The organism is Zunongwangia mangrovi (assembly GCF_900112105.1).
Classification (GTDB): domain Bacteria; phylum Bacteroidota; class Bacteroidia; order Flavobacteriales; family Flavobacteriaceae; genus Zunongwangia; species Zunongwangia mangrovi.
Genome location: NZ_FOKV01000004.1, coordinates 1 through 24,217 on the forward strand (window position 1 = coordinate 1; position 24,217 = coordinate 24,217).

At 34.1% G+C, this 24,217-nt stretch carries 23 protein-coding genes; 14 read left to right on the plus strand and 9 right to left on the minus strand.

Translation table 11 applies throughout. The annotated features are described in order from the left end of the window. Positions 1-667 precede the first annotated feature (667 nt). Positions 668-1,291, minus strand: a complete 624-nt coding sequence (locus BM201_RS10400; protein WP_092542361.1) for a DUF4294 domain-containing protein — start codon at positions 1,289-1,291, stop codon at positions 668-670. Positions 1,292-1,459: 168 nt separating this feature from the next. Between BM201_RS10400 and BM201_RS10405 the strand changes: the two genes are divergently transcribed. Together BM201_RS10405 and BM201_RS10410 are read left to right on the plus strand one after the other, a co-directional pair. Next, complete coding sequence (locus BM201_RS10405) at positions 1,460-2,548, plus strand: M42 family metallopeptidase (protein WP_092542364.1); 1,089 nt, start codon at positions 1,460-1,462, stop codon at positions 2,546-2,548. A gap of 130 nt (positions 2,549-2,678) precedes the next feature. Then, a complete protein-coding gene (locus BM201_RS10410) occupies positions 2,679-3,755 on the plus strand; it encodes a DNA topoisomerase IB (protein WP_092542855.1) in 1,077 nt (358 codons plus the stop codon). Between the two features lie 41 nt (positions 3,756-3,796). Here the strand turns inward: BM201_RS10410 and BM201_RS10415 are convergent, their stop codons facing one another. From BM201_RS10415 to BM201_RS10425, 3 genes are all read right to left on the minus strand, one after another. After that, the gene (locus BM201_RS10415; RefSeq protein WP_092542366.1) at positions 3,797-4,462 is read right to left on the minus strand and encodes a hypothetical protein; all 666 of its coding nucleotides are present in this window, start codon (positions 4,460-4,462) and stop codon (positions 3,797-3,799) included. Between the two features lie 184 nt (positions 4,463-4,646). Further along, positions 4,647-4,901: a hypothetical protein gene (locus BM201_RS10420; protein ID WP_092542368.1), complete on the minus strand. Its 255-nt coding sequence runs from the start codon at positions 4,899-4,901 to the stop codon at positions 4,647-4,649. Continuing rightward, positions 4,883-5,308 carry a hypothetical protein gene (locus BM201_RS10425; protein ID WP_139219196.1) on the minus strand — a complete coding sequence of 142 codons (426 nt, stop codon included), beginning with the start codon at positions 5,306-5,308 and terminating at the stop codon, positions 4,883-4,885. Before BM201_RS10425 ends, BM201_RS10420 begins: the two co-directional genes overlap by 19 nt. Positions 5,309-5,422: 114 nt before the next feature. Between BM201_RS10425 and BM201_RS10430 the strand changes: the two genes are divergently transcribed. Further along, positions 5,423-7,345 carry a DUF294 nucleotidyltransferase-like domain-containing protein gene (locus tag BM201_RS10430; protein ID WP_092542372.1) on the plus strand — a complete coding sequence of 641 codons (1,923 nt, stop codon included), beginning with the start codon at positions 5,423-5,425 and terminating at the stop codon, positions 7,343-7,345. Continuing rightward, positions 7,346-8,002 carry a 3'-5' exonuclease gene (locus BM201_RS10435; RefSeq protein ID WP_092542374.1) on the plus strand — a complete coding sequence of 219 codons (657 nt, stop codon included), beginning with the start codon at positions 7,346-7,348 and terminating at the stop codon, positions 8,000-8,002. It abuts the gene before it with no gap. Positions 8,003-8,053: 51 nt separating this feature from the next. Here the strand turns inward: BM201_RS10435 and acs are convergent, their stop codons facing one another. The 3 genes from acs to BM201_RS10450 all read right to left on the minus strand — a co-directional run bounded on the left by acs (position 8,054) and on the right by BM201_RS10450 (position 12,051). Then, the gene (gene acs, locus BM201_RS10440) at positions 8,054-9,961 is read right to left on the minus strand and encodes an acetate--CoA ligase (RefSeq protein WP_092542376.1); all 1,908 of its coding nucleotides are present in this window, start codon (positions 9,959-9,961) and stop codon (positions 8,054-8,056) included. Between the two features lie 161 nt (positions 9,962-10,122). Further along, entirely contained in the window at positions 10,123-11,070 is a 948-nt protein-coding gene (locus BM201_RS10445; protein ID WP_092542378.1) for a phosphoribosylaminoimidazolesuccinocarboxamide synthase, read from the minus strand. 27 nt (positions 11,071-11,097) lie between these two features. Continuing rightward, positions 11,098-12,051, minus strand: a complete 954-nt coding sequence (locus BM201_RS10450) for a PhoH family protein (protein WP_084843041.1) — start codon at positions 12,049-12,051, stop codon at positions 11,098-11,100. A gap of 311 nt (positions 12,052-12,362) precedes the next feature. On the opposite strand from BM201_RS10450, the gene BM201_RS10455 reads away from it, so the two are divergent. The 5 genes from BM201_RS10455 (at position 12,363) to dnaN (ending at position 17,231) form a co-directional block, all read left to right on the plus strand. Continuing rightward, a complete protein-coding gene (locus tag BM201_RS10455; protein WP_084843040.1) occupies positions 12,363-13,229 on the plus strand; it encodes an SAM hydrolase/SAM-dependent halogenase family protein in 867 nt (288 codons plus the stop codon). Next, complete coding sequence (locus BM201_RS10460) at positions 13,198-13,500, plus strand: putative quinol monooxygenase (RefSeq protein WP_092542380.1); 303 nt, start codon at positions 13,198-13,200, stop codon at positions 13,498-13,500. The genes BM201_RS10455 and BM201_RS10460 overlap by 32 nt, the downstream gene beginning before the upstream one ends. Positions 13,501-13,506: 6 nt before the next feature. Beyond that, positions 13,507-14,241 (plus strand): gliding motility-associated ABC transporter permease subunit GldF, encoded by a 735-nt coding sequence (gene gldF / locus BM201_RS10465; protein WP_092542382.1) that lies wholly within the window; start codon positions 13,507-13,509, stop codon positions 14,239-14,241. 2 nt (positions 14,242-14,243) lie between these two features. Next, positions 14,244-15,920 (plus strand): gliding motility-associated ABC transporter substrate-binding protein GldG, encoded by a 1,677-nt coding sequence (gene gldG / locus BM201_RS10470; RefSeq protein WP_092542384.1) that lies wholly within the window; start codon positions 14,244-14,246, stop codon positions 15,918-15,920. Positions 15,921-16,112: 192 nt separating this feature from the next. Then, on the plus strand, positions 16,113-17,231 hold the full coding sequence (gene dnaN / locus BM201_RS10475; RefSeq protein ID WP_092542386.1) for a DNA polymerase III subunit beta: 1,119 nt from the start codon (positions 16,113-16,115) through the stop codon (positions 17,229-17,231). Positions 17,232-17,440: 209 nt separating this feature from the next. Here dnaN and BM201_RS10480 read toward each other — a convergent pair whose 3' ends face one another. Beyond that, positions 17,441-17,794 (minus strand): DUF4870 domain-containing protein, encoded by a 354-nt coding sequence (locus tag BM201_RS10480; protein WP_092542388.1) that lies wholly within the window; start codon positions 17,792-17,794, stop codon positions 17,441-17,443. Positions 17,795-17,933: 139 nt separating this feature from the next. Between BM201_RS10480 and mnmE the strand changes: the two genes are divergently transcribed. From mnmE to BM201_RS18190, 4 genes are all read left to right on the plus strand, one after another. Next, the gene (gene mnmE / locus BM201_RS10485) at positions 17,934-19,376 is read left to right on the plus strand and encodes a tRNA uridine-5-carboxymethylaminomethyl(34) synthesis GTPase MnmE (protein ID WP_092542390.1); all 1,443 of its coding nucleotides are present in this window, start codon (positions 17,934-17,936) and stop codon (positions 19,374-19,376) included. Between the two features lie 437 nt (positions 19,377-19,813). Beyond that, positions 19,814-20,176, plus strand: a complete 363-nt coding sequence (locus BM201_RS10490; protein WP_092542392.1) for a helix-turn-helix domain-containing protein — start codon at positions 19,814-19,816, stop codon at positions 20,174-20,176. A gap of 247 nt (positions 20,177-20,423) precedes the next feature. Beyond that, positions 20,424-21,566, plus strand: coding sequence for a site-specific integrase (locus BM201_RS10495; RefSeq protein ID WP_092542394.1), 1,143 nt, complete (start codon positions 20,424-20,426; stop codon positions 21,564-21,566). Positions 21,567-21,996: 430 nt separating this feature from the next. Further along, complete coding sequence (locus tag BM201_RS18190; protein ID WP_217643054.1) at positions 21,997-22,266, plus strand: hypothetical protein; 270 nt, start codon at positions 21,997-21,999, stop codon at positions 22,264-22,266. Between the two features lie 10 nt (positions 22,267-22,276). Here BM201_RS18190 and BM201_RS10505 read toward each other — a convergent pair whose 3' ends face one another. Continuing rightward, positions 22,277-22,852 (minus strand): RNA polymerase sigma factor, encoded by a 576-nt coding sequence (locus BM201_RS10505; RefSeq protein ID WP_092542398.1) that lies wholly within the window; start codon positions 22,850-22,852, stop codon positions 22,277-22,279. Positions 22,853-22,967: 115 nt separating this feature from the next. On the opposite strand from BM201_RS10505, the gene BM201_RS10510 reads away from it, so the two are divergent. After that, a complete protein-coding gene (locus tag BM201_RS10510) occupies positions 22,968-24,107 on the plus strand; it encodes a FecR family protein (RefSeq protein ID WP_092542400.1) in 1,140 nt (379 codons plus the stop codon). The last annotated feature ends 110 nt before the right edge of the window (positions 24,108-24,217 follow it).

Below are 24,217 nucleotides of genomic sequence, written 5' to 3' on the forward strand. Positions count from 1 at the left end.
GTCTAGTCAATTCAATATGTCAATGAACTTATTCAAAAGTCCGGATCTAATTAAAGATCCTTTCGTTGAAATCTAAGGAATCGAACCTTATTATAAACCCCAGTCGGTATTTCTGTTCTTCCAAAATTTTAAGAGCATTTTAGCTTTCTCTCAAAGCGGCTGCAAATATACAACTACTTTTAAAACTCACAAGAAAAATTTAAAAATATTTTTTTTACTTTTTCCTTACTCAAAACCTCCAAAGAACCTCGCCGTTAAAGCGGCTGCAAATATACAACTCTTTTTCTTTAACCAGCAAAACTTTTTTAAAGTTTTTTTTAAAGCTAATTTTCAATAAAAACTCAATGAACTCCCCATTCCAACTCCATCCTTAAGCGGCGTTAGCGGGGCGCAAAGATACCGGCTTTTTTAATTACAAACCAAATCTTTTTTTTAAGTTTTTTTTCGCTCCTAAATATCCTTAAACATCAATGAACTTCCGCTTTTCTAACACCACCTAAGCGGCTAAGCGGGTGCAAATGTACACCCCTTTTTTAGAACAAAACAAACTTTCAAATCGATTTTTTCATCAATCCGAAAAACTATTTTATAAAAGCCTGATTTAATTAGAGTTGAGAATAGCTAAATTAAGAAAAAAATCCTTTCAATAAAATAAAAATTGAGAAAATTATAGCACATCCCACTTATCAGTGAGTTCTAAGAAGTCAAAATCTAGCGCCGAAGGTTGCGGTTCTAAGACTTTATGCTGAAATGACCGCTGTAAAATATCTTCTATTATATAATCTTCTTCATTATTAATTGGATCGTATTCTTCCTTAAGCGATATTTCAAATAAACTAGCCGTTGTATTATACCAAAAGGCTCTCCAACCACTGCGCAATTCCTTTATTAATTCGAAAGCTGTGATTCCCGTTTGGCGATGAATTAGTTTTACTAGAATCTGACCCTCAGTATGTGTCATCTTCTTAAGTTCTTCTGCAAACTGATCTTCAATGTAATTTTGTACGATTTTCGTATACTTTTTTCTATCTCTCTTGGATTTTATATCGCCTAAACGCTCGTTAAGTGAAGTAAGGCGTTCTGCAGCTAATTTAGCATAAGGATAGACCTTTCTTGTCTTCCTTCTTAAAATCAAATATCTTCTTCTATCGGTATTATTTTTAAATTGAAGCCGCTTCAGGATTAAAACCTCATCCAAATCTATACTTTCACGAACTATAGAATCTCCTGCGATGATCATATATCGTTTATCTTCCTCTTCAGGTTCAGCAATAGTATCTGTTTGCGCCATTATTCCGAAGAAAGGAAAAAGACAGGTAATAAAAAATAATATTGTTTTCACTCGAGTATTATTCAGCATAAATTAACCTGAAAATTATCTAAAATCATTCCAAAATTAAACATTATACAATTGTCTTCAATTTAATTCTTACTAAATTCGCTACAAATCAAATATAATATGAATAAAGAAAGTATTTTAGATAAAGAATCGATCGATTTTCTCAAAAAGTACCTAAATAACGCCTCCCCAACAGGCTATGAATCTGAAGGACAGAAACTTTGGATGGAATATCTTAAACCTTACGTAGATGAGTTTATTACCGATACCTACGGAACTGCCGTTGGTGTAATTAATCCTGAAGCTGAATTTAAAGTGGTAATTGAAGGGCATGCTGATGAAATTTCGTGGTATGTAAATTACATTACAGACGACGGACTTATATATGTAATAAGAAATGGTGGTAGTGATCACCAAATTGCAGCTTCTAAACGCGTAAACATACATACTAAAAAAGGTATCGTAAAAGGTGTTTTTGGTTGGCCGGCAATTCACACTCGTAAAAACGAAAAAGAACAGTCCCCAAAATTATCGAATATCTGTATCGATGTTGGATGCAACACTAAAGAAGAAGTTGAAAAACTTGGTGTACACGTAGGTTGTGTGATTACTTATCCTGATGAATTCTTTATCCTGAATGAAAATAAATTTGTTTGTAGAGCTTTAGATAATAGAATTGGAGGCTTTATGGTTGCGCAAGTTGCAAAACTACTGAAGGAAAATGGTAAAGAACTTCCTTTTGGACTTTACATTACTAACTCGGTTCAGGAAGAAATTGGTCTTCGTGGTGCAGAAATGATCACCCAGCGCATTAAGCCAAATGTTGCTATCGTTACCGATGTAACTCATGACACCACTACCCCAATGATCGATCAAAAATCTAATGGATTGGCGAAAATTGGCGATGGTCCAGTAATCAGTTACGCTCCGGCAGTACAAAACAACTTAAGAGAACTATTAATTGACACTGCAGAGGAAAAAGAAATTCCTTTTCAGCGCAATGCTTCTTCCAGGTTCACCGGTACAGACACCGATGCTTTTGCCTATAGCAATGGCGGAGTAGCTTCAGCATTAATTAGTTTACCATTACGTTATATGCACACAACCGTAGAAATGGTGCATAAAGAAGATGTTGAAAATGTAATTAAATTGATCTACGAAAGTGTTTTAAAGATCAAAAATGGAGATACGTTTAGTTACTTCGACTAATAAAATATACGAAATGTACCGAAAAGCTCCTTTTTAGGAGCTTTTTTATTTTCCTTAAGCTAGGTTTCACAGATTATTATTAATTGTGTATGGACATTCCATGTATCTTTCGAAAAAAAGAAAAAAGCATATGACACTTTCTTCAGAAGACATCAATGTAATTTTAGAAGAACCTTCAGAAGCGGCAAAAATGGCAAATTTAGTCTACGTTTCTGAGCATCATCTTTCAATAAAAAGAAAAAAAGCAGGTCGTGGTTTTTCATATTTGAATGATGGAGAAAGAATTCAGGATAAAAAAGTTGTAGAGCGCATTAAAAAGTTAGTAATCCCTCCAGCCTGGACTCAGGTTTCAATTTCAAAACTTGAAAATGGTCATTTGCAGGTCGTAGGTCGCGACGAAAAAGGTAGAAAACAATACATATACCATCCATTATGGTCTAAAATTAAAAACGAGACGAAATTCTTTAAAATGACCGCCTTTGGGAAAAAACTTCCTCAAATTAGAAAGAAGGTTGATAAGGATTTAGATCTTCCCGGCATGTGTAAGCAAAAGGTTCTTGCGCTAATTATTAGATTGATGGAAGAAACTCATATAAGGATTGGAAATGATTATTACGCGCAAAAAAATAAAACTTACGGTCTTTCAACTTTTAGAACTCGCCATGTAAAAACCTATGATAACGAAGTTAAATTCGAATTTGTAGGTAAAAAAGGAAAAGAACATTCGATTAGTGTCGAAAATAAAGAATTAATAAAACTCATCAACCAATGTGAGGAAATTCCTGGTTGGGAACTCTTTAAATTTTATGATGAAAAGGGAGAAAAACACACTATTGATAGCGGAATGATCAATGATTATATTCATGACATTGCAGGCGAATTATTTTCTGCCAAAGATTTTAGAACCTGGGCAGCCTCCAAAATATTCTTCGAAACCTTAATGGAACTTGGGTATATTGAAGATGAAAAGGAAAATAAGAAAACAATTCTCACCTCTTTTGATGCTGCTGCTAGTGGATTAGGAAATACACGTGCCGTTTGCAGAAGTTACTATGTACATCCAAAAATAGTAGAATCTTACGAAGATGGTAGCATCGTTTCATATTTTGAAAATGTAAAAAAAGACGACCAAAAAGATTACACAAAACTTTCTGAAACAGAAAAAGTAATGCTTAGTCTTATTGAAGACTATGAAATAAGTATATAAAAGCTCCTATATAGGAGCTTTTATATATTTTCTAAGAATGACTATTCAGAATAAAATTTAAGCATTTCAATAACATCCTTCTCATCCTTAATTTTATTTTCCTTAAAATAAGCATCCATTTTTCCTTTATCAGAAAATATTGATTTAAAATCTTTTTCTTTTAACCTTACTTCCTTAAGCCTACCACCATCTTTTTGAATATAATAGGACATATTAACATCTAGATGTGCCGGTCTACTTTCCTCATAACCACTCCTAGCCTCTTTTGCAGGTATAACATCAGGCAATGGTCTAGCCAAAAATCTTAAACCACTATCTGAAAAATATTCAAACATATATCCATCAATTGTCTCTCCTTCAGTGTTTTTGAAATTATCTATAAAAATCGTATAATCTAATAATCTATATTTTATGGCTTTTAGTTTCGGTAGCACATTAATTTCATCAGAATTCTTTTGAACTTTTATTTCCACCACGTCTTCAACTGAGTTATATCGAGCGAAAGCCTCCAAAGATCTTTCACCATCATCAATAATCGTAGGTAAAAATAAATCATTGATGTACGGACTACCAGTATATTTTTCGGGAGTTTTTGCTTTTGTAAAAATTTTTAAAGGACCACTGTTTGCCATACCGTTCATATACGATTGGGCATTTAAATTATTTATTACTATTAATAACAAGAAAATTAAAATATTTTTTTTCATCTCGAGAAGTTTTAAAATAATTAAACAAATTCCATACCAGAAATTAAATTATTATTACTTCGTACTTAAGTCTTCAAAGTAAATTATGGAATATCTATCGATTAGATTAAGCTTAATAATATAAATAATTGAGTTCAATTCAGAAATTTATGATACCTACATTATATTTTCAACAACTATTGTTTCATAGCACATTCTGTAATAAATTCAAAAAATCATCTCTGTCCGCTATTCTATTTGCTTTTAAATATTCATTCACCTCATAACGCTGACCTAGCAAATTTCGAATTTGTTTTTTGTTTAGGTTAAACTCATGAAGTTCTCCAGAGCTTTCCTGCAAAAAGTATCTCATTTGAACTTCTATTTTCCGGGGTTTACTATCGGTATATGATGAAATAGCTGACACACCGGGTATAACTTCTATAACAGGTTTACCCAAAATCTAATACTATCTTTTGAATAGAAATCGTAAAAATACCCATTAACTTTTTTCCCTTTCCAATCAGTAAATTCTTCTAAAAAAATTTCATATTCATCAATATCATAAAGAATATTTTTGTTTCTTGGCATAATATTAATCGAATTAGAATTTTTTGCTAATTTAACTTCAATGGCATTCTCTAAGCTATTGTAACGGACGAAAACATCCTTGGAATTTCCTCCGCCCTTCATTTTCGCAGGAACGAATTCTTCATTATAATATATGCTTCCAACAAATTCATCTGGAATTGGTATTTTAGTTGAAATATTTAAATCTGCTCTACTTGGCGAACCATTACTAAATGTCTGACTGTTTACCGAGGTAATAACTAAAAAAACAATTATTAAAGAAGACAATTTTTTCATAACTAATAATTTAATAATGAACATTACTAATATAAACTAAATTTTTAAACATAAGCGTTAGTTTTTAATTTAATTAACTTTAGAACCTAAAGCGTGTATTAATCTTGTTTTACCATGAAAAACTCCATCGCCCATAGGATAGCCGATTTTCTAAAGGACTTCCCTCCTTTTAATTTTCTTAATGCTGAAGAACTTTTAAATATCTCCCAGGAATCTGAGGTTTTATACGTAGACAAGGGAAATATCCTATTCAGAGAAGGAGAGCAAATGCACGATTTTTTTTATATCGTGCATAAAGGTGCTATACAACTACAAAAATTTAAGAACGAACAATACGAAACTCTAGACACCTGTGACGAAGGTGATATTTTTGGCCTTAGACCATTATTTGCTGAAGAAAATTACATCATGAATGCGATTGCTGAAGAAGAAAGCATCGTTTATGGTATCCCCATTAATCAATTTAAGCCTTTAACCGAATCTAATAAAAAGGTTGGTAATTTTCTTATACAGAGTTTTGCTACCAATACCCGTAATCCCTACGCAAGGGAAGATAAAGGAAAATTATTTTTTGGCAATCAGGTCGTAGAACCAATTAGTAACAGTCCGTTATTTGAATTACAACCTGCACCGATCATCAAAAAAATCGTTACCACCTCTCCCGAAACCACAATAAAAAGTGCCGCTCAATTAATGAGTAGAAGAAAAGTTGGGTCGATTTTGGTCACTAAAACAGATATTCCCGTAGGTATTCTAACAGATGAAGATTTTAGAAACAGTATTGCTACGGGAGACTATTCGATCGACACCACCGTAGATAAGATCATGAGTTCACCTGTGGTTTGCTATCCTAAAAACGTAACTATTGCACAGGCGCAAATCACCATGATGAAGCATAATATAAATCATATTTGTATTACTGAAGATGGAACGCCAAACACTCGAGTAGTTGGGATTCTTTCTGAACATGATATTATGGTATCACAGGGAAACAGTCCTTCGGTTTTAATGAAAGCTATACAGCGATCCAGAAGCACAAAGGAATTAAAAAAGATTCGGAATAAGATCAATTTATTATTAGGAGGATATATTCAGAATAATATTCCGCTTACCCATATTTCAAAATTAATATTCGAACTTAATGATGCCACCATAAAAAGAGTGATTTCCAGGTGCGTTATTAAATTACAACAGGAACCGCCTGTTAGCTTTGCATGGCTTAGCATGGGAAGCCAGGGACGTAAAGAACAACTTTTACAAACAGATCAGGATAACGCGATTATCTTTGCAGATCCCCCAGAAGGGAAATTGGAAGAAACAAGAGCCTATTTTTTGCAGCTTGCCACCAAAGTAAATAAAAGATTAATGATCGTAGGCTATGAATATTGCCCTGCAGATATGATGGCTAAAAATCCGCGTTGGTGTTTAAGTTTAAGCGAATGGAAAGCCCAGGTTTCTAAATGGATCAAAGAACCAGGACCAGACGAGATTTTACTATCCAACATCTTCTTTGATTACGATATTACTTTTGGTGATTCCAGATTATCTAATATACTTTCAGATTATATTCTGAAATTAATCGATAATCACCCTAAATTTTTGAGTGTTATGGGATCTAATGCTCTAAGAAATCCGTCTCCCTTAGGGTTTTTTAGGCAATTTTTGGTGGAACAGGATGGTGAGAAAAAAGACTTCTTCGATCTTAAAAAACGAGGTTTGCAACCATTAACTGAAAGTGCCCGACTTTTAATTTTATCTTATAAAATAAAGAATCTTAGCAATACAGCTGAGCGTTTTGACCGCTTGGCGCAATTAGAACCAAAAAATAAAGAACTTTTTGAAGGCTGTTCTTACGCCAGTAAAGCTTTACTTAAATTTCGTACCCGGCAAGGCCTTCAAAATAGAGATAGTGGCCGATTTATAGATCTTTCTAAATTAAATAAGGAAGATAAAATGAAATTAAAACGTGCTTTTAAATCGATAAAAGCGGTTCAGGATTTAATTAAAGTGAGATTTGAAACTGTAAATGTGATCTAAATGCTAGACTGGTTTAAAAAAGACGAATCTCATTTACCCGAATTTTGGCAAAAATATTCAGCCAAATTTGATAATAATCGAAAAGATCAGCTTATTGCTGAAACTACTTTTGTTGTTTTAGATACTGAAACTACAGGATTTGACCAGGATAAAGATCGAATTTTAAGTATTGGCTGCGTAAAAGTGAGTAATAATAAATTGCTGGTTTCAGATAGTTTTGAGATTTACTTAAAACAGGAAAAGTTTAATCCTGACACGGTAGAAATTCACGGACTTATAAAACACGAGCGTTTTGAAACTATTACTGAAGAAAAAGCGCTTCAATTATTCTTAAAATATATAGGCAATTCAGTTTTGGTTGCTCATCACGCAGGTTTCGATATTAATATGATCAATGCTGCGATGAAGAGAAATCAACTTCCGAAGTTAAAAAACCAGGTTTTAGATACCGGAGTTTTATACCGAAAAACCAGAATTATCTCCAATTTTATCGATCAGCATAAAAATTACACATTAGATGAAATTGCTTTGGCATATAATATTGATCTAAAAGATCGGCATACCGCGATTGGTGATGCCTTTATTACGGCCATTGCATTCTTAAAAATTCTTGGGAGACTAAAACGTAAAAAATTAAAGGAATTGTTTAAAAAATAAAGTCCGAGTAAAATTACCCGGACTTTTATCTATTTTCATTATTTCTGAAATCTACATCGCTTCAGCAATAATCGCTTCAACCACTTCAGGATTCAATAATGTTGAAGTATCTCCTAGATCTGAAGTATCATTGGATGCGATCTTACGTAAAATTCTACGCATAATTTTCCCACTTCTTGTTTTAGGCAATCCTTCTACAAACTGAATTTTATCTGGCTTGGCAATTGGCCCAACTTTATCTGCAATTTGCTGATTGATCTCTTTTCTTAAGTTATCACGTTTACGGCTTTCACCAGATTCTTTAAGAATCACAAAGGCGTAAAGCGCTTTTCCTTTTACTTCGTGAGGGAAACCAACCACCGCACTTTCAGCAACTGCTGGGTGCTCGTTGATTGCATCTTCAATTGGTGCTGTACCAAGATTATGACCAGAAACAATAATAACATCATCTGTTCTACCTGTAATTCTATAATAACCAACCTCATCTCTCATCGCGCCATCACCGGTAAAATATTTACCTTCGAAAGTAGAGAAATACGTATCCTTGTAACGTTCGTGATTTCCCCAAACAGTTCTTGCAATCGATGGCCATGGAAATTTAACGCACAATCTACCATTTACCTGGTTTCCTTTAATCTCTTTACCATCATCGTCCATTAAACTTGGCTGAATTCCCGGCATTGGTAAAGTTGCATAGGTTGGTTTAGTTGGCGTTACATAAGGCATAGGTGAAATCATAATTCCGCCTGTTTCGGTTTGCCACCATGTATCTACAATCGGACTCTGATTTTTACCAATATTATCATTAAACCAGTGCCATGCTTCCTCGTTTATAGGTTCTCCTACAGATCCTAAAACTTTTAAAGAAGAAAGGTCGTGATTTTCTACAAATTCGATATTACGTTTTGCTAATGCTCTAATCGCGGTTGGTGCTGTATAAAATTGTGTGATTTTATGCTTCTCTACAATTTCCCAAAAGCGACCATGATCTGGATACGATGGTACACCTTCAAACATTACCGTTGTTGCTCCGTTTGCTAACGGGCCGTATACAATATAGGAATGCCCGGTGATCCAACCAATATCGGCAGTACACCAATACACATCACCTTCAGTATAATTAAAAATATTTTTGAAGGTAAATGCGGTATATACCATATAACCTGCGGTAGTATGCAACATTCCTTTTGGTTTGCCGGTAGATCCAGAAGTATATAAAATGAATAAAGGATCTTCAGCATCTACAATTTCTGGAGCGCACTCGTCTGAAGCTTCTTCCATTAACGGCTCTAACCATTCGTCGCGGCCCTCTTTCATTTCAATTTCTTCTCCAGTTCGCTTCGCCACTAAAACTGAACTTACATCTGGACAATCTTCTAAAGCTTCGTCCACAATATTTTTAAGATTCAATGTTTTAGCTCCACGATAAGAACCGTCTGAAGTGATTAACATCTTACAATCGGCATCCAAAGTTCTGGTTGCAAGCGCCTTACTTGAAAACCCCGCAAAAACAACCGAGTGGATTGCTCCTATTCTCGCGCAGGCTAAAACAGCATACGCCAATTCAGGAATCATTGGTAAATAAATACAAACACGGTCTCCTTTCTGGATTCCTTTACTTTTTAAAACGTTTGCGAACTTATTTACTTTTTTATGAAGTTGGTTGTAAGTGATATGCTGAGCCTCATCATTACTATCATTTGGCTCCCAAATAATCGCAGTTTTATCACCCCTGGTTAAAAGATGACGATCTATGCAATTTTCGGTAATATTAAGTTTGGCATTTTCAAACCATTTTACTTCTGGTTTTGTAAAATCCCAGCTTAAAACATTATCCCATTTTTTTCTCCATGTAAAATGTTCTTCAGCGATTTCTGCCCAAAAGTTTTCTGGCTCACGCACAGATTTTCTGTAAACCTGAAAATACTCTTCCAGATTCTTAATATGATAATTACTCATAATTATTAGTTGGTTGTATGGATTCTTTAATTTTCCCTTAAAACTATTGATTTTTTGCTGATTTTACTTGAACTATTCTATGTTTTTGCAAAATTTTAAGCATAAAAAAAGCGATATGTGTATTATAACATATCGCTTTTAATTACTATTAGACAGAATACCTACTTTAAATAGGCTATTACATTTTCTTGCACACGTTTTTCGATATTAGAAACATCTGCTTTCTCAAAAGTTTCTCCTGTAATATTTTCGTATAATTCTATATATCGCTCGCTAACTGTTTCGATATAATCATCGCTCATAAATGGCACTTCCTGACCTTCTTTTCCCTGAAATCCATTCTGAATTAACCACTGGCGAACAAATTCTTTAGAAAGTTGTTTTTGTGGTTCTCCTTTTTCCTGAAGTTCTTCATAAGTATTTGCATAAAAATATCTTGAAGAATCTGGTGTATGAATTTCGTCGATCAAAACGATCTTACCATCTTTAGTTTTCCCAAATTCATATTTGGTATCCACTAAAATAAGGCCTCGTTTTTTAGCAATTTCGGTACCACGCTGAAAAAGTTTTTTCGTATAATCCTCTAAAACAGCATAATCTTCCGAAGAAACAATTCCGCGTTTTAAAATATCTTCTTTAGAAATATCTTCATCATGATCTCCCATTTCAGCTTTGGTGGCCGGAGTAATAATTGGTTCAGGAAAACGATCATTTTCTTTCATTCCTTCTGGCATCGCTACACCACAAAGCATTCTTTTACCCGCTTTATATTCTCGTGCCGCATGCCCAGAAAGATAACCTCTAATTACCATTTCTACCTTAAATGGTTCACAAGCTTCGCCAACGGCCACATTAGGATCTGGAGTTGCCTGAAGCCAGTTTGGAACTAAATCCTCAGTATCCTTCATCATCTTGGTAGCGATCTGGTTAAGGATTTGTCCTTTATAAGGAATTCCTTTTGGCATCACTACATCGAAAGCTGAAAGACGATCTGAAGCGATCATTACCAGTTTATCATCTTCAAAAGCATAAACATCTCTTACCTTTCCTTTATAAACTGATTTTTGTCCCGGAAAATTATAATCTGTCTTAATTAGAGTATTACTCATCTTTGTAAATCGGTTGACTTATTTTACTTAATCGTTGTGTTCTATTGTTTTATAAGCTGCGATGATCTTTTTCACCAATCGGTGACGAATCACATCTTTATCGTCCAAATATACCATTCCTACTCCTTTTACGTCTTTTAAAACTAAAAGAGCTTCTTTTAATCCAGAAACAGTTCTTCTTGGTAGATCGATCTGACCTGGATCACCGGTGATAATAAATTTTGCACTTTTCCCCATTCTGGTTAAAAACATTTTCATTTGCGCATGGGTGGTATTTTGTGCTTCGTCTAAAATCACAAAAGCATTATCTAAAGTTCTACCACGCATAAAAGCTAAAGGAGCAATTTGTATCACACCTTTCTCGATAAAAGACTCTAATCTTTCCGCTGGGATCATATCTCGCAAACCATCATAAAGTGGCTGCATGTATGGATCTAATTTTTCCTTTAGATCACCAGGCAAAAATCCAAGGTTCTCCCCTGCTTCTACTGCAGGACGAGTAAGAATAATTCTTTTAACCTGTTTTTCTTTTAAAGCTTTAACCGCAAGGGCCACACCTGTATATGTTTTCCCGGTTCCGGCAGGGCCAATCGCAAATAAAAGATCGTTCTTTTTGCTAAGATCTACCATTTTTCGCTGGTTCGCGGTTTGCGCTTTAATTAGCCTACCGCTTACACCATGCACCAAAACTTCTCCACTTTCTTTAGAAGATTGATAATCTTCTTTACTTTCACTGGTTAAGACTCGCTCGATCACATTTTCATCCAGTTTATTAAACTTTCCAAAATGATCGATAAGCATTGTAAATCGCTTATCGAATTCTTCCAGCATTTCTTCATCTCCAAAAACTTTTATTTTACTTCCTCGCGCTACGATTTTTAGCTTCGGAAAATATTTTTTTAAAAGTTCTATATGTTCATTACCCTGCCCGAAAAATTCTCTTGGGCTAATCTCTGAAAGTTCGATAACAAGTTCGTTCAAAAGCGTTTGGTTTTAGTTAAAAGTTGGTAGTTACAAGCATAAAAAGGCTAAGGAAATTCCGTAAGCTATTTATTAAAAAAATTATTTTTTTCAGGATAAATCCTGAAGCATTCAATCTCGATTATCGAGAAAAATTCTTATTACTTAAATTTGTGTTCCTAATATCAGGATGTATTTTTGCAACCTGATTTGTCGCCATATTTTTAGCGCAATTTTAAGGCTCGAAGCACAAAATAAAAGTATCTTCGCTCCTTATACAAACTTAAGGAAATTTAGCCTTTAGAACTTAAAAAAAATATTAACAATCACTTATGGCAATCATTACCTTAACAACCGATTTTGGGCAGAAAGATTACTTTGCAGCAGCGGTTAAAGGAGCTATTTACAACGAGCTGGATGATGTTAGAATTGTTGATATTTCGCATTGCATCTCTCCTTTTCATATTAGTGAAGCGAGTTATATCATTAAAAATGCATACAAAAGCTTTCCAAAAGGAAGTATTCATATTATCGGGATCGATTCAGAATTAACTCCAGAAAATAAACATCTGGCCGTGTTACTGGACGATCATTATTTCTTGTGTGCCAACAATGGCATTTTATCTTTATTAGCTTCAGAAATAAAACCTGAAAAAATTGTAGAGATCAATATCCACGATAAGATCGAAACCAATTTTCCTGTTCTAGATGTTTTTGTAAAAGTAGCCTGCCATATCGCTCGTGGCGGGACTTTAGATGTTATTGGGAAAAATATTCAGGAAATAAGATATCTAAAACAAATCGAGCCATTAATTAATAGCGATAAAAACCAGATTATTGGGCATGTAATTTATATCGATAATTATGGGAATGTAATCACCAACATTTCCAGAAAGTTATTCGAAAATATTGGTAAAGGCCGCCAATTTACTATTAGTGCAAGAATGGTCACTTTTAATAAGGTTTATGAAACCTATAGTGATTGCATTAATTTTAAGATCGAAAAAGATAAACGTGGTGAAGAAGATGGTAAGAAATTAGCCGTTTTTAATTCGGCCGGATATATCGAGCTGGCCATTTATAAAAGTAATCCATTAACAGTAGGAAGTGCTGCTAGTTTATTTGGATTACAAAATAGAGATACCGTAACTATAAAATTTGAAGCTTATGCTAGTAAGGATCGTAAAGCTGAGCTTTAGTCCAGAAAATATTGATGCATTTCTGGACATTTTTGAAAATACCAAAGAACAAATTCGCAATTTTAAAGGTTGCCAACATTTAGAATTGCACCGCGATAAGCACAATACTAATCAGTTTTTTACGTATAGTTACTGGGACAATGAAAATGCGCTCGAAAATTATCGAAATTCAGCATTTTTTAAGGTAGTTTGGAGTAACACCAAAATTTTGTTCAATGCAAAACCAGAAGCCTGGAGTATGGATAGACTTTGGGTTTCAGATCAAAATTAGACATTTTTGTTAGCAATTTTAAATAAAGAAATACAATCATTTTTTGCTACGCCAATCGGATATCTTGTAATTGGGATATTTTTGGTGGTAAGCGGTTTGTTTTTATTCGTTTTTACGGGCGAATACAATATTTTAGATAGTGGTTTTGCGAACATAAAGCCGTTTTTTAATATGGCGCCGTGGATTTTTATCTTTTTGATTCCTGCCATAACCATGAAAAGCTTTTCTGAAGAAAAGAAATTAGGCACTATGGAACTTTTGCTCACCAAACCTTTATCGATCACCAATCTGATATTGGGCAAATATCTTGGGGCTTTAATTTTGGTGATATTAGCGATTATTCCGTCCATAATTTACGTAATTACAATTTCAGAATTAGGACGAATTCCGGGGAATTTCGACTTGGGAGCAACTTTAGGAAGTTATTTGGGGCTTCTATTTTTAAGTGGTTGTTATACCGCGATCGGTGTATTTTCTTCAAGCCTAACCAACAACCAAATCGTTGCGTTTATATTGGCCGTTTTTCTATGTTTTATAAGCTTCTTTTTATTTGAAGGAATTTCTGGATTTCAGCTTTTTGGAAATTCAGATTACGGAATAGATTACTTCGGAATTAGCTATCACTACCGCAGTATTAGTCGCGGCGTTGTTGATACACGCGATCTTATTTACTTTTTAAGTTTTATTGCATTATTCCTGAAGCTTACGCACTTCAGAATAAAAAATCTAAGAAATAACTAATCTTGAAGCAGTTTTCTAAATACAAATCGGTTGTTTTATTTATCGTGATCTTAGTTGCGGTAAACTTTGCTGCTTCACAATATTTTGAACGTTTAGATCTTACCCAGGATAAACGTTATACCCTTTCTAAAGCTTCAGAAGAAATTATAGAGGATATCGAAGAACCGATTATTATCGATGTCTTTTTAAAAGGAGATTTTCCTTCAGAATTTAAGCGCCTGCAAAACGAAACCCGCCAAATCCTTGAAGAATACGCTGCGAAAAACAGCAATATCGTCTTCAATTTTATAGATCCTTTAGCTGAAGGTGCCAACGCACAACAAGTCGCGCAACAGTTTTACCAAATGGGAATGTCGCCGGCGCGAGTAAATGTGATGGAAAATGGGCAAAATAGCGAAACAATTATTTTCCCATGGGCAATGGCCAATCTTGGACAAAAATCGGTTAAAATTGGTTTGCTTAAAAATCAGTTAGGCAGCAGTGATGAAGACCGGGTAACAAATTCGGTTCAGCAATTAGAATATGCGTTTACTGATGCGATTAGCAAATTAATTTACCCTCGAAAAAAGAAGATCGCGGTAATGCGTGGTAATGGGGAATTACCAAATCCTAATATTGCAGATTTTGTTAAGACGCTTCAGCAATATTATTTTATGGCGCCGTTTACTTTAGATTCTGCCGCGGTAGATCCACAAAAAACACTTCAGGAATTAAAGGAATATGACCTTATTATTGAAGCAAAACCAACCGAAGCTTATACCGAAAACGAAAAATATATACTGGATCAATACACCATGAATGGCGGAAAGTCGCTTTGGCTTATCGAAAGTGTGGCGATGGAAAAAGACAGTCTTTTAAATCCGAGCGGGACAGCTTTCGCTTTACCGCAAGATCTCAACCTGGGTGATTTCTTTTTTAGTTATGGGATAAGAATTAATCCCAGTTTGGTAAACGATATGTATTCGGCGCCAATTATTTTGGCTACGGGAAATGGCAACGATACCAGGTTTAATCCTTATCCGTGGTTTTATAGTCCGCTTACGTCCTCGCCTAACGATCATCCGATTATCAATAATATCGAGGCAGTAAAATTCGATTTTGCAAATCCTATCGATACTTTAAAAAATAGCCTGCAAAAAACAGTATTATTAAGTAGCTCTCCAAGATCTAAAATAGAAGGTACTCCTCGCGAAATTAGTTTAGACATAGTTGGCGAGGAACCAGATATCGCTTCGTATACTAATGGTGAACAGGCACTGGCTGTTTTATTGGAAGGTGAATTTACTTCAGTTTATAACAATCGCTTAAAACCTTTTGAAATTCAGGATAATTTAAACAAAAGTAAACCTACAGAAATGTTGGTGATTTCAGATGGAGACGTGATAAAAAATGATCTTCAGCAGGGAGCACCGCTAGAGCTTGGATTTCAGAAATACACTGGCACTACTTACGGGAATAAAGAATTTTTACTGAATGCCGTAAATTATATGCTGGATGATCGCGGACTAATGGATATTCGTACCAAAAAAGTGACGATCGCATTTTTGGATCCGCAGAAAACAGCAGCCGAACGTACTACATGGCAATTGATAAATATTGCTCTTCCATTATTCATATTAGGCATTTTCGCACTGCTTTATAATTGGTCTCGCCGCAGAAAATACACCAGGAAGAAATAATTACATCCAAAAAATTCGAATTTCGACATATTAACAATTTAATAGTGGGGTTTTTTGAAAAAACCCTGTACAAGAGCAGGTTACTTATCAACAACTTCAATTTAATGTTAATAAAAACTCTTTCGAGCAGCTTCAATTTTTATAGGATTCAAATATCTTTGTAAGTGATTCTAATAAATCAATAAAAAGCCAATGAAATTTATTGTATCCAGCAGTTATTTGCTGAAACAGCTTCAGATACTTGGTGGGGTTATTAATAATAACAACACTTTGCCGATATTGGATAATTTCCTTTTTGATTTGAACAATGACGAGTTAACAGTTTCTGCATCAGATTTAGAGACCACGATGTCTGCTAAATTGAATGTAGAATCTGATTCTGAAGGAAAGATCGCTGTACCGGCCAAACTTCTTTTAGATACGCTAAAAACTTTCCCAGAGCAGCCATTAACTTTTGTTGCCGAGGATAATCATACGATAGAGCTTAGCTCTAATCACGGTAAATATGCGCTTGCGTATGCCGATGGTGAAGAATTCCCTAATCCTGTAAGTTTGGAAGATCCAAGTAATACAGTGATCGAAGGTGATATTCTTTCTTCTGCAATTAGCAAGACGATTTTTGCATCTGGTAACGATGATCTTCGCCCGGTAATGAGCGGAGTTTTCTTTCAGTTCTCTACAGAAGGTTTAACTTTTGTAGCTACAGATGCTCACAAATTGGTAAAGTATTCTCGCGAAGATGTAACGGCTTCACAAACGGCAGAATTTATTATGCCTAAAAAACCGCTTAACCTTTTAAAAGGAATTTTAGCAGGTAGCGAAAGTGAAGTGCTTATCGAATATAACGAGAGTAATGCGAAATTTACTTTTGATGATACTACATTAATTTGTCGTTTAATCGATGGTAAATATCCAAATTACGAAGCGGTAATTCCAAAAGAGAATCCAAATAAATTGACTATAGAGCGTAACCAGTTTTTAAGTTCTGTAAGAAGGGTTTCTATTTTCTCTAATAAAACGACGCACCAGGTACGTTTAAAGATCGCCGGGGCCGAATTAAATATTTCTGCGGAAGATGTAGATTATAGCAACAAAGCAGAAGAGCGTTTAACTTGTGGTTACCAGGGTGACGATATGCAAATTGGATTCAACTCGCGTTTCCTTACTGAAATGCTGAATAATTTAAATTCAGATGAAGTACAATTAGAAATGAGCTTGCCTAACCGCGCGGGAATTTTAACTCCGATTGATGGATTAGATCCAGGAGAAAAGATTACCATGTTGGTAATGCCGGTAATGTTGAATAGTTAATTTTTTTATTGTCATTCTGAGCTCGACTCAGAATCTCATTATTCTGTGAATAAAGAAAGATAAATTAGATGAGACCCTGAATCAAGTTCAGGGTGACCAAATTCTAAGATTTTTATATAAAATCAAAACCCATTCAGTTACCTGAATGGGTTTTTGTTTTTCGATTGATGCCTGAAACTAAAGTTGATCTTTAGTTTGATATTGTATAATTATTTGATAATATTTATGGTTAATGGATAATTAGTTGGTTCTCCATTAGATGCTTTAATCGCGTTGATGATAGGAAAAACAAATCCTAAAATTCCTATCAGAATCAATAATATTACTCCAATTCCAATAAAAACCAGTGGGATACAAACTACAGAATAAATAAATAAGCTAATCTGGAAATTCATAATATCCTTTCCCTGATCGTCCATATCCTGAATTTTATCTTTCTGTGTCGCCCATAAAATAAGTGGTACGATAAAACCTCCTATTCCGGTTATAAAATCTAGTAGCTGACTCAAATGCATAAGCATTAACATTTGTCTGTCTTCTCGCAAAGCTGTGTAGGTTTCCATAATTTTTTGATGGTATTTTGATGGTTAATAAAAGTTCTCTTTAAAAAGGAACTACACTTAAAAGACGAGTATAAAAGAGCTTTGTTACACTTTTCTTCAAAATTCTTGCATACACGCTTTCTTTGTTATCTTTGCAGGCATGAAATTAAACGATACCATTGTTGCGCTTGCCACCCCTTCTGGATCGGGAGCCATTGCTGTTATTAGAGTTTCGGGTCCCGAAGCTATTTCGATTGTCGCTCCGCTTTTTAAAGCCAAAAGCCGAAAAAAATTAGAAGAACAGCCTACCCATACCCTGCATTTAGGGAATATTATGGATGGACAGCGTAATTTAGATGAAGTTCTAGTTTCAGTTTTTAGAGCACCAAAATCTTATACGGGCGAAGAAACTATCGAAGTTAGTTGCCATGGTTCGCCTTATATTCAACAGGAAATCATTCAACTTTTAGTAAGAAGTGGTTGTAGATCTGCGGAAGCCGGGGAATTTACACTAAGAGCATTCCTGAATGCCAAAATGGATTTGAGCCAGGCAGAAGCAGTAGCCGATCTTATCTCTTCTGAAAATGCAGCTTCTCACCAAATGGCAATGCAACAAATGCGTGGAGGCTTCTCAAATGAAATTCAACGTTTACGAGAAGAATTATTGAATTTTGCTTCGCTTATCGAATTAGAACTCGATTTTGCTGAAGAAGATGTGGAGTTTGCCAACCGTGATCAATTTAGAGATCTGGTGGCCAGAATTCAGAAAGTACTTAAACGACTGATCGATTCATTTGCGACCGGAAACGTATTAAAAAATGGAATTCCGGTAGCTATCGTGGGTGAGCCAAATGTCGGAAAATCGACCTTATTGAATGCGTTATTAAATGAGGAAAGAGCAATTGTTTCTGAAATTGCAGGAACTACTCGAGATGTTATAGAGGATGAATTAGCAATTGGTGGTGTTGGTTTTAGATTTATTGATACGGCGGGAATCCGGGAAACCAAAGATGTAGTAGAAAGCATTGGAATCAAAAAAACCTTCGAAAAAATTGGTCAGGCGCAAGTGGTAATTTATCTATTTGATACTTCAAGATTAAGTAAGATCGAATTTACCGAAGGAAGTGTCGCTAAAGATCAGCTACAAGCCAATGAAACTTCCCTGAGTATGATTCAGGTTGAAATTGAGAAAATTAAAAATAAATATCCGCAAAAGCCCTTGGTGATTATCGCTAATAAGATCGATCAATTAACTGAAAAACAGATAGAAATTTTAACTTCCAGAATTTCAGACCTTCATTTACTTTCAGCAAAAACAGGTTTGGGCGTTGAAGAATTGAAAGAAAAACTATTGAATTTTGTAAATACCGGTGCGTTAAGAAATAATAACACGATTGTAACCAATAGCCGACATTACAATGCCCTTTTAAAAGCCTTAGAAGAAATCAATAAAGTTGAAGATGGTTTAAATATGGATCTATCTGGAGATCTTTTAGCCATCGATATCCGCCAGGCTTTACATCATTTTGGTGAGATTACCGGCGAAATCACAAATGATGATTTGCTTGGTAATATATTTGCTAACTTCTGTATCGGGAAGTAATCCAGTGTTTTTAAGGGTTAATAAAATCCAAGAAAAAGAATATAAGGTTCTTATTTACAGTATATTAAAACCTATTTTACATTTTAACATTTTCCTTTAATAAGATGTATCTGGGTGTAATTTACACCCTATTTTACACCTCATCGCGTCTGACTACACCTTGAGGTGTAAAAATTAGGATTTCGAGCAATAATCTCGCCCTTTTGTGCTTAAATTTAAAATTATCGCATTTCATTTGTTTACAATTAAAGTACTGTATTACAGTATTTTAATTCATTTTTAAAATTTAGAACATTACTTAAACTTGGCGAAATTATGGCGACTATTTACACTTAATGACACTTATATATATTTAAATATTCTTATTTCTACTTAATTTTACCTATTTACACTAAAAATTTTTATCTTTATATCAGGAGCTAAATATTTTATCAATTATGAGCAGTAATATTCGTATCAGTAAAAATTGTGAATTCTGTGGAACAGAATACATCGCGAAGACCACTAAAACCAGATATTGTTCTCACACCTGTAATAGTAGAGCCTATAAAGCAAACCTGAAAAAAAAGAAAGTTGAAGGGACTATGAAAGAGGTTAAAATCAATAGAAATTCTAAAGAACTGGAAGTCTTAACTTATAAAGATTTTCTGAACGTCAGAGAAACTGCATTGCTTCTTGGTTGTTCTACCCGAACCGTTTACAGATTAATTCAAGATGGATCTATAAAAGCTGTTAACCTGTCTCAGCGCCTGATTCGAATCAATAAAAAATCATTGAATTCACTCATTCCTCAAGCCTAGATTGATTATACTCTACTAATTTATTTTAGTTCCAACCGTTTTTATGATTTAGAGTTATATTTTTGCTCTTATCCTTGCTTCTTGACTTGTATAAAATGCAATTTCAGCTATTGTTTTTTGCGTTATTTACGATTACAACATACTGTATTTTAAATATTTAAAAACTAATGCTTTATAATGTTAATTAGCAATTCTAAGCTTAGCACTTCTTAGGTTTTTGTTTACCTTATAAGGAAATCCACACCTTATGAAAATCAGTTTACGCAAAAAGAAACTAAGCACTGGAAAGTTTAGTCTCTACCTCGAGTATTATAAAGGTTCTGAAACCTTGAAAAACGGAAAAACAAAACACTATCGTGATTTTGAATACCTACGGGAATATTTATTTATAGAACCGAAAGATCGCCACGAGAAGAAACAAAATGAAGAGACTATAATTAGGGCGGAACAGATCTTATCAATTCGTAGAGCGGAATACGCCCAGGGAAAGTATGGCATTAAAGATCGATCTAAAGGAAAAATTAATTTTCTGGCCTACTTCGATCATTTAAAAGATGAACGCTACGAAAGCCACTCGAATTATCACAACTGGCACGCAGCCCAAAAACAATTAGAAGCTTACTGTAATCATAGTTCCATCACCTTTGATGAAGTAGATGAATCCTTTGTTTATGGCTTTAAAAAATATCTCGATGATCAGGCCAGAACAGTCTATGGAGATAAACTTTCTCAAAATACAAAATACACCTATTTCAATAAACTAAAAGCTGCACTTCGCGCGGCCTTCAACGAAGGCTATACGAATAGAAATTATGCAACCAGTGTTAAAGGCTATGCTCAAACCGAGTCGAAAAGAGAATATCTAACTCATCAGGAATTGCAAAAACTGATGAATAAAGAATGTCGGTTTAAAGTTTTAAAAAGTGCCTTTCTATTTAGTTGCCTAACAGGCTTGAGATGGAGTGATGTTCATAAATTAACCTGGTCAGAAATTCGTGATGAAGGGCAAAACACCAAAATCGTTTTCCATCAGCAAAAAACTAAAGATCTGGAATACCAATATATCTCTAATCAGGCTAGAACTATTATGGGAGATCGAAAGGATAGCGAAGATCCTGTGTTTAAAGGGTTGAAATATGGGGTTGTCTATAATAAAGCTTTGTTGGACTGGTGTAAAAAGGCAGGCATAAAAAAACATATTACCTTTCATAGTGCTCGTCATACCCATGCTGTTCTTTTACTGGAATATGGTGCTGATATCTATACGGTATCTAAAGTACTAGGACATAAGGAAATTAAAACTACGCAGATCTATGCGAAAATGGTAGATAAAAAGAAAAAAGAGGCGGCAAGGCTTATTCCTGAAATTCAAACGACCAATGTTATATGAGTTAGGTACCTTCTTTTATATAATCGGGTTTATATATGTGTATGCCTTGCTCCTCGCCCATTATGGTAAAATAGTACTACGCTATTTTATGAATGAAAACCTGAATTGGAATGCGGATATCGAAAAGCCGAGAATCTTAGTGCATCTTATCGGTCTTAGTATCATGCACCTGCTATTCTACCAATTTCACCGAACAGGATCAACACTAATCTTGATTATTGAAACTTCTGCTTTTATAGTGGCAGTATTATTTTGTCAAATTTCATGGAGATCAGTATTTATTCAGCAATTTAGGTCGGAAAAACAGAAACCGTCACCATCAAAATTAACTTCTTTTGAACTTCAAATCAGAACAGCAGAAATTCGTCTGCTATATAACGGCCTGGTTCGATACCATTTAATTAATATGGATAAAACCAGCTTAACAGATATGAAAAATGTCCTGACCAAAGCCTGGAATGAACACCAATCAAGTATTTATTTTGAATTGGATGCGCCCTCCTGTAGGGAATTCTACGATTTTCTAAATAAACGCTTTCCAGAAAACAGGCTTAGCTTAAAAGCATTTTTCAGGTATTCCAAGTGTATTAAACGACCGGATGGAGAATTGTATAACTACAATACTATCAAAACCGCAAGCTTACGAACTCCGATCTCAAAAAAGCATGAAGAAATTGCTGAAATTTTTAAAGAATTATAGGAGATACTGATTAATTCTTACCTAAAAAATTTCCGAATAAACACCATAATATGACTTCTTCATTTTTAAAAGATTCTCTAACTTTTTGAAATGCTATTCGCATCTGAGACTCCACCGTTTTTACTGAAATATCAAGCTTTTCAGCAATTTCTCGATATTTCAAACCATCGATCTTATTCATCAAAAGAATTTTTCTACATTTATCTGGAAGTGTATCGATTACGGTCTGTAGCCTTTCTAATTTTTGTTCTAATTTCTCTTTATCGCTTGCCTCCTCCTCTATTGCAGAACGATGTAATTGGTCCATATAATTTCGCTCTTTTTGTTCTTTTCTTTTAGAATCTAAGAAAGTATTATAAGCTATAGTATATAAGTAGCTTTTCGGAGAATTTTCTAAGTCGATCTTATTTCTATTTTCCCAAAATTTAATATAGCTCTGTTGTGTTATATCTTCGGCAAGCACCCTGTTTCTTGCGTGAGAATTCACATATCCAAACAATGCCGGATATGTTTCTTTGAAAAATAGTTTAAAGGAATTTTGATCTCCATCCTTTATATTCCTTAGCAACAACAAATCTTTCTTCATTAAGAAAACTTTTAGAAATATGGCAAAATTTACATAAATATAAATTTTTAAAAAAATTAAATTTCTTTTAAGGGTTTTTATTAAAACTACGTATTATAAATAAAAAACATAGAGTTTGGAAGATTTAATAATAAAATATTTAACGAATTCGATCACAGATAAAGAATTACATATTCTATACAACTGGATTCAAGAAGGAAATAATAAACAATTATTTAAGAATTACGTAAAGTCTAATTATCAAATTGATTTATTACATCTTCCAGATGCAGAAAAAACCTATGGTAAAATTGATCGTGAAATTAACAATTCTAAAGCTTCAAATGTAATCAATATATACCGTAAAAATAAATGGTTCTTGTATGCTGCAGCTTCAGTCTTAATTATAATGCTGACAACCACATTGTTTATTACTAGCCAAGATAAATCTAAAAATACTATTATCCCCACAGAATCGGCTCCTATAACTATTCAATTAAATAATGGCGAGGAGATAAATATTAGTTCTAATGCTAATTCTATTAACGTAGGATCTCAAAAAGTAGCTAGTCAGGATCCAACTAAAAATAAACTTAGTTATCTGAGTAATTCTGAGCAAGTTGGGAAAGAACCTGAATATAACACGATCAAAATTCCCTACGGAAAAAAATATGAGCTTATTCTTTCAGATAGTACAGTAGTTCACCTTAACGCTGGTGCGAGTCTAAAATTTCCGGTTTCATTTCAAGGAAATAAAAGAAAAGTTATACTAACAGGGGAAGCTTTCTTTGATGTAAGCAAAGACGCGACAAAACCCTTTATTGTAGAATCTAATAAAATTCAAATTGAAGTATTAGGAACTAAATTCAATGTGTCTGAATATTCTTCCAGAAATACTTCAGAAGTTGTACTAGTAGAAGGTTCAGTTAAAATGAACGGAAAAGAAGCTCAAAAAGGCCAAATCTTGAGTCCAGGTGAAATGGGAACATTTGATCAAAAATCTAATACTCTTAAAAAAGAAAAAGTAGATACCGAATTATATACTTCCTGGCTTTACGGAAAATTAATTTTCAGAAATAAATCTTTTGATGAAATCTTAAATTCTTTAGAACGAAAGTTTAACGTAGAATTTATAGTTAAAAACGAAGCTCTGGAGAAAAGTGAGTTCAATGCTACTTTCGATAAAGATGTTAGCTTGGATAAAATGCTGTTCTATTTTGAACAGGCTTACAATATAAAATACACCGTTAAAAACAATAAAATAATCATTAAATAAACTGCGTATGCGAAAAACCTGAATTTTCTAAAAACGCATTAAAATAAAAAAACCGAAAGATGCTGCAACACCTCTCGGTTGATATAATGCGATTAAAATTATTAATCACT

What these genes read in the sequence shown, in the direction of transcription:
- BM201_RS10480 (WP_092542388.1), bottom strand. Translation starts at nt 17,794, where the DNA reads ATGGAAACCTACACAGCTTTGCGAGAAGACAGACAAATGTTAATGCTT.
- BM201_RS10415 (WP_092542366.1), bottom strand. Translation starts at nt 4,462, where the DNA reads ATGAAAAAAAATATTTTAATTTTCTTGTTATTAATAGTAATAAATAAT.
- mnmE (WP_092542390.1), top strand. Translation starts at nt 17,934, where the DNA reads ATGAAATTAAACGATACCATTGTTGCGCTTGCCACCCCTTCTGGATCG.
- BM201_RS10405 (WP_092542364.1), top strand. Translation starts at nt 1,460, where the DNA reads ATGAATAAAGAAAGTATTTTAGATAAAGAATCGATCGATTTTCTCAAA.
- BM201_RS18190 (WP_217643054.1), top strand. Translation starts at nt 21,997, where the DNA reads ATGAAAAATGTCCTGACCAAAGCCTGGAATGAACACCAATCAAGTATT.
- BM201_RS10410 (WP_092542855.1), top strand. Translation starts at nt 2,679, where the DNA reads ATGACACTTTCTTCAGAAGACATCAATGTAATTTTAGAAGAACCTTCA.
- BM201_RS10495 (WP_092542394.1), top strand. Translation starts at nt 20,424, where the DNA reads ATGAAAATCAGTTTACGCAAAAAGAAACTAAGCACTGGAAAGTTTAGT.
- BM201_RS10445 (WP_092542378.1), bottom strand. Translation starts at nt 11,070, where the DNA reads ATGAGTAATACTCTAATTAAGACAGATTATAATTTTCCGGGACAAAAA.
- BM201_RS10435 (WP_092542374.1), top strand. Translation starts at nt 7,346, where the DNA reads ATGCTAGACTGGTTTAAAAAAGACGAATCTCATTTACCCGAATTTTGG.
- BM201_RS10400 (WP_092542361.1), bottom strand. Translation starts at nt 1,291, where the DNA reads ATGGCGCAAACAGATACTATTGCTGAACCTGAAGAGGAAGATAAACGA.
- BM201_RS10505 (WP_092542398.1), bottom strand. Translation starts at nt 22,852, where the DNA reads ATGAAGAAAGATTTGTTGTTGCTAAGGAATATAAAGGATGGAGATCAA.
- BM201_RS10430 (WP_092542372.1), top strand. Translation starts at nt 5,423, where the DNA reads ATGAAAAACTCCATCGCCCATAGGATAGCCGATTTTCTAAAGGACTTC.
- dnaN (WP_092542386.1), top strand. Translation starts at nt 16,113, where the DNA reads ATGAAATTTATTGTATCCAGCAGTTATTTGCTGAAACAGCTTCAGATA.
- BM201_RS10425 (WP_139219196.1), bottom strand. Translation starts at nt 5,308, where the DNA reads ATGAAAAAATTGTCTTCTTTAATAATTGTTTTTTTAGTTATTACCTCG.
- BM201_RS10455 (WP_084843040.1), top strand. Translation starts at nt 12,363, where the DNA reads ATGGCAATCATTACCTTAACAACCGATTTTGGGCAGAAAGATTACTTT.
- BM201_RS10460 (WP_092542380.1), top strand. Translation starts at nt 13,198, where the DNA reads ATGCTAGTAAGGATCGTAAAGCTGAGCTTTAGTCCAGAAAATATTGAT.
- acs (WP_092542376.1), bottom strand. Translation starts at nt 9,961, where the DNA reads ATGAGTAATTATCATATTAAGAATCTGGAAGAGTATTTTCAGGTTTAC.
- BM201_RS10490 (WP_092542392.1), top strand. Translation starts at nt 19,814, where the DNA reads ATGAGCAGTAATATTCGTATCAGTAAAAATTGTGAATTCTGTGGAACA.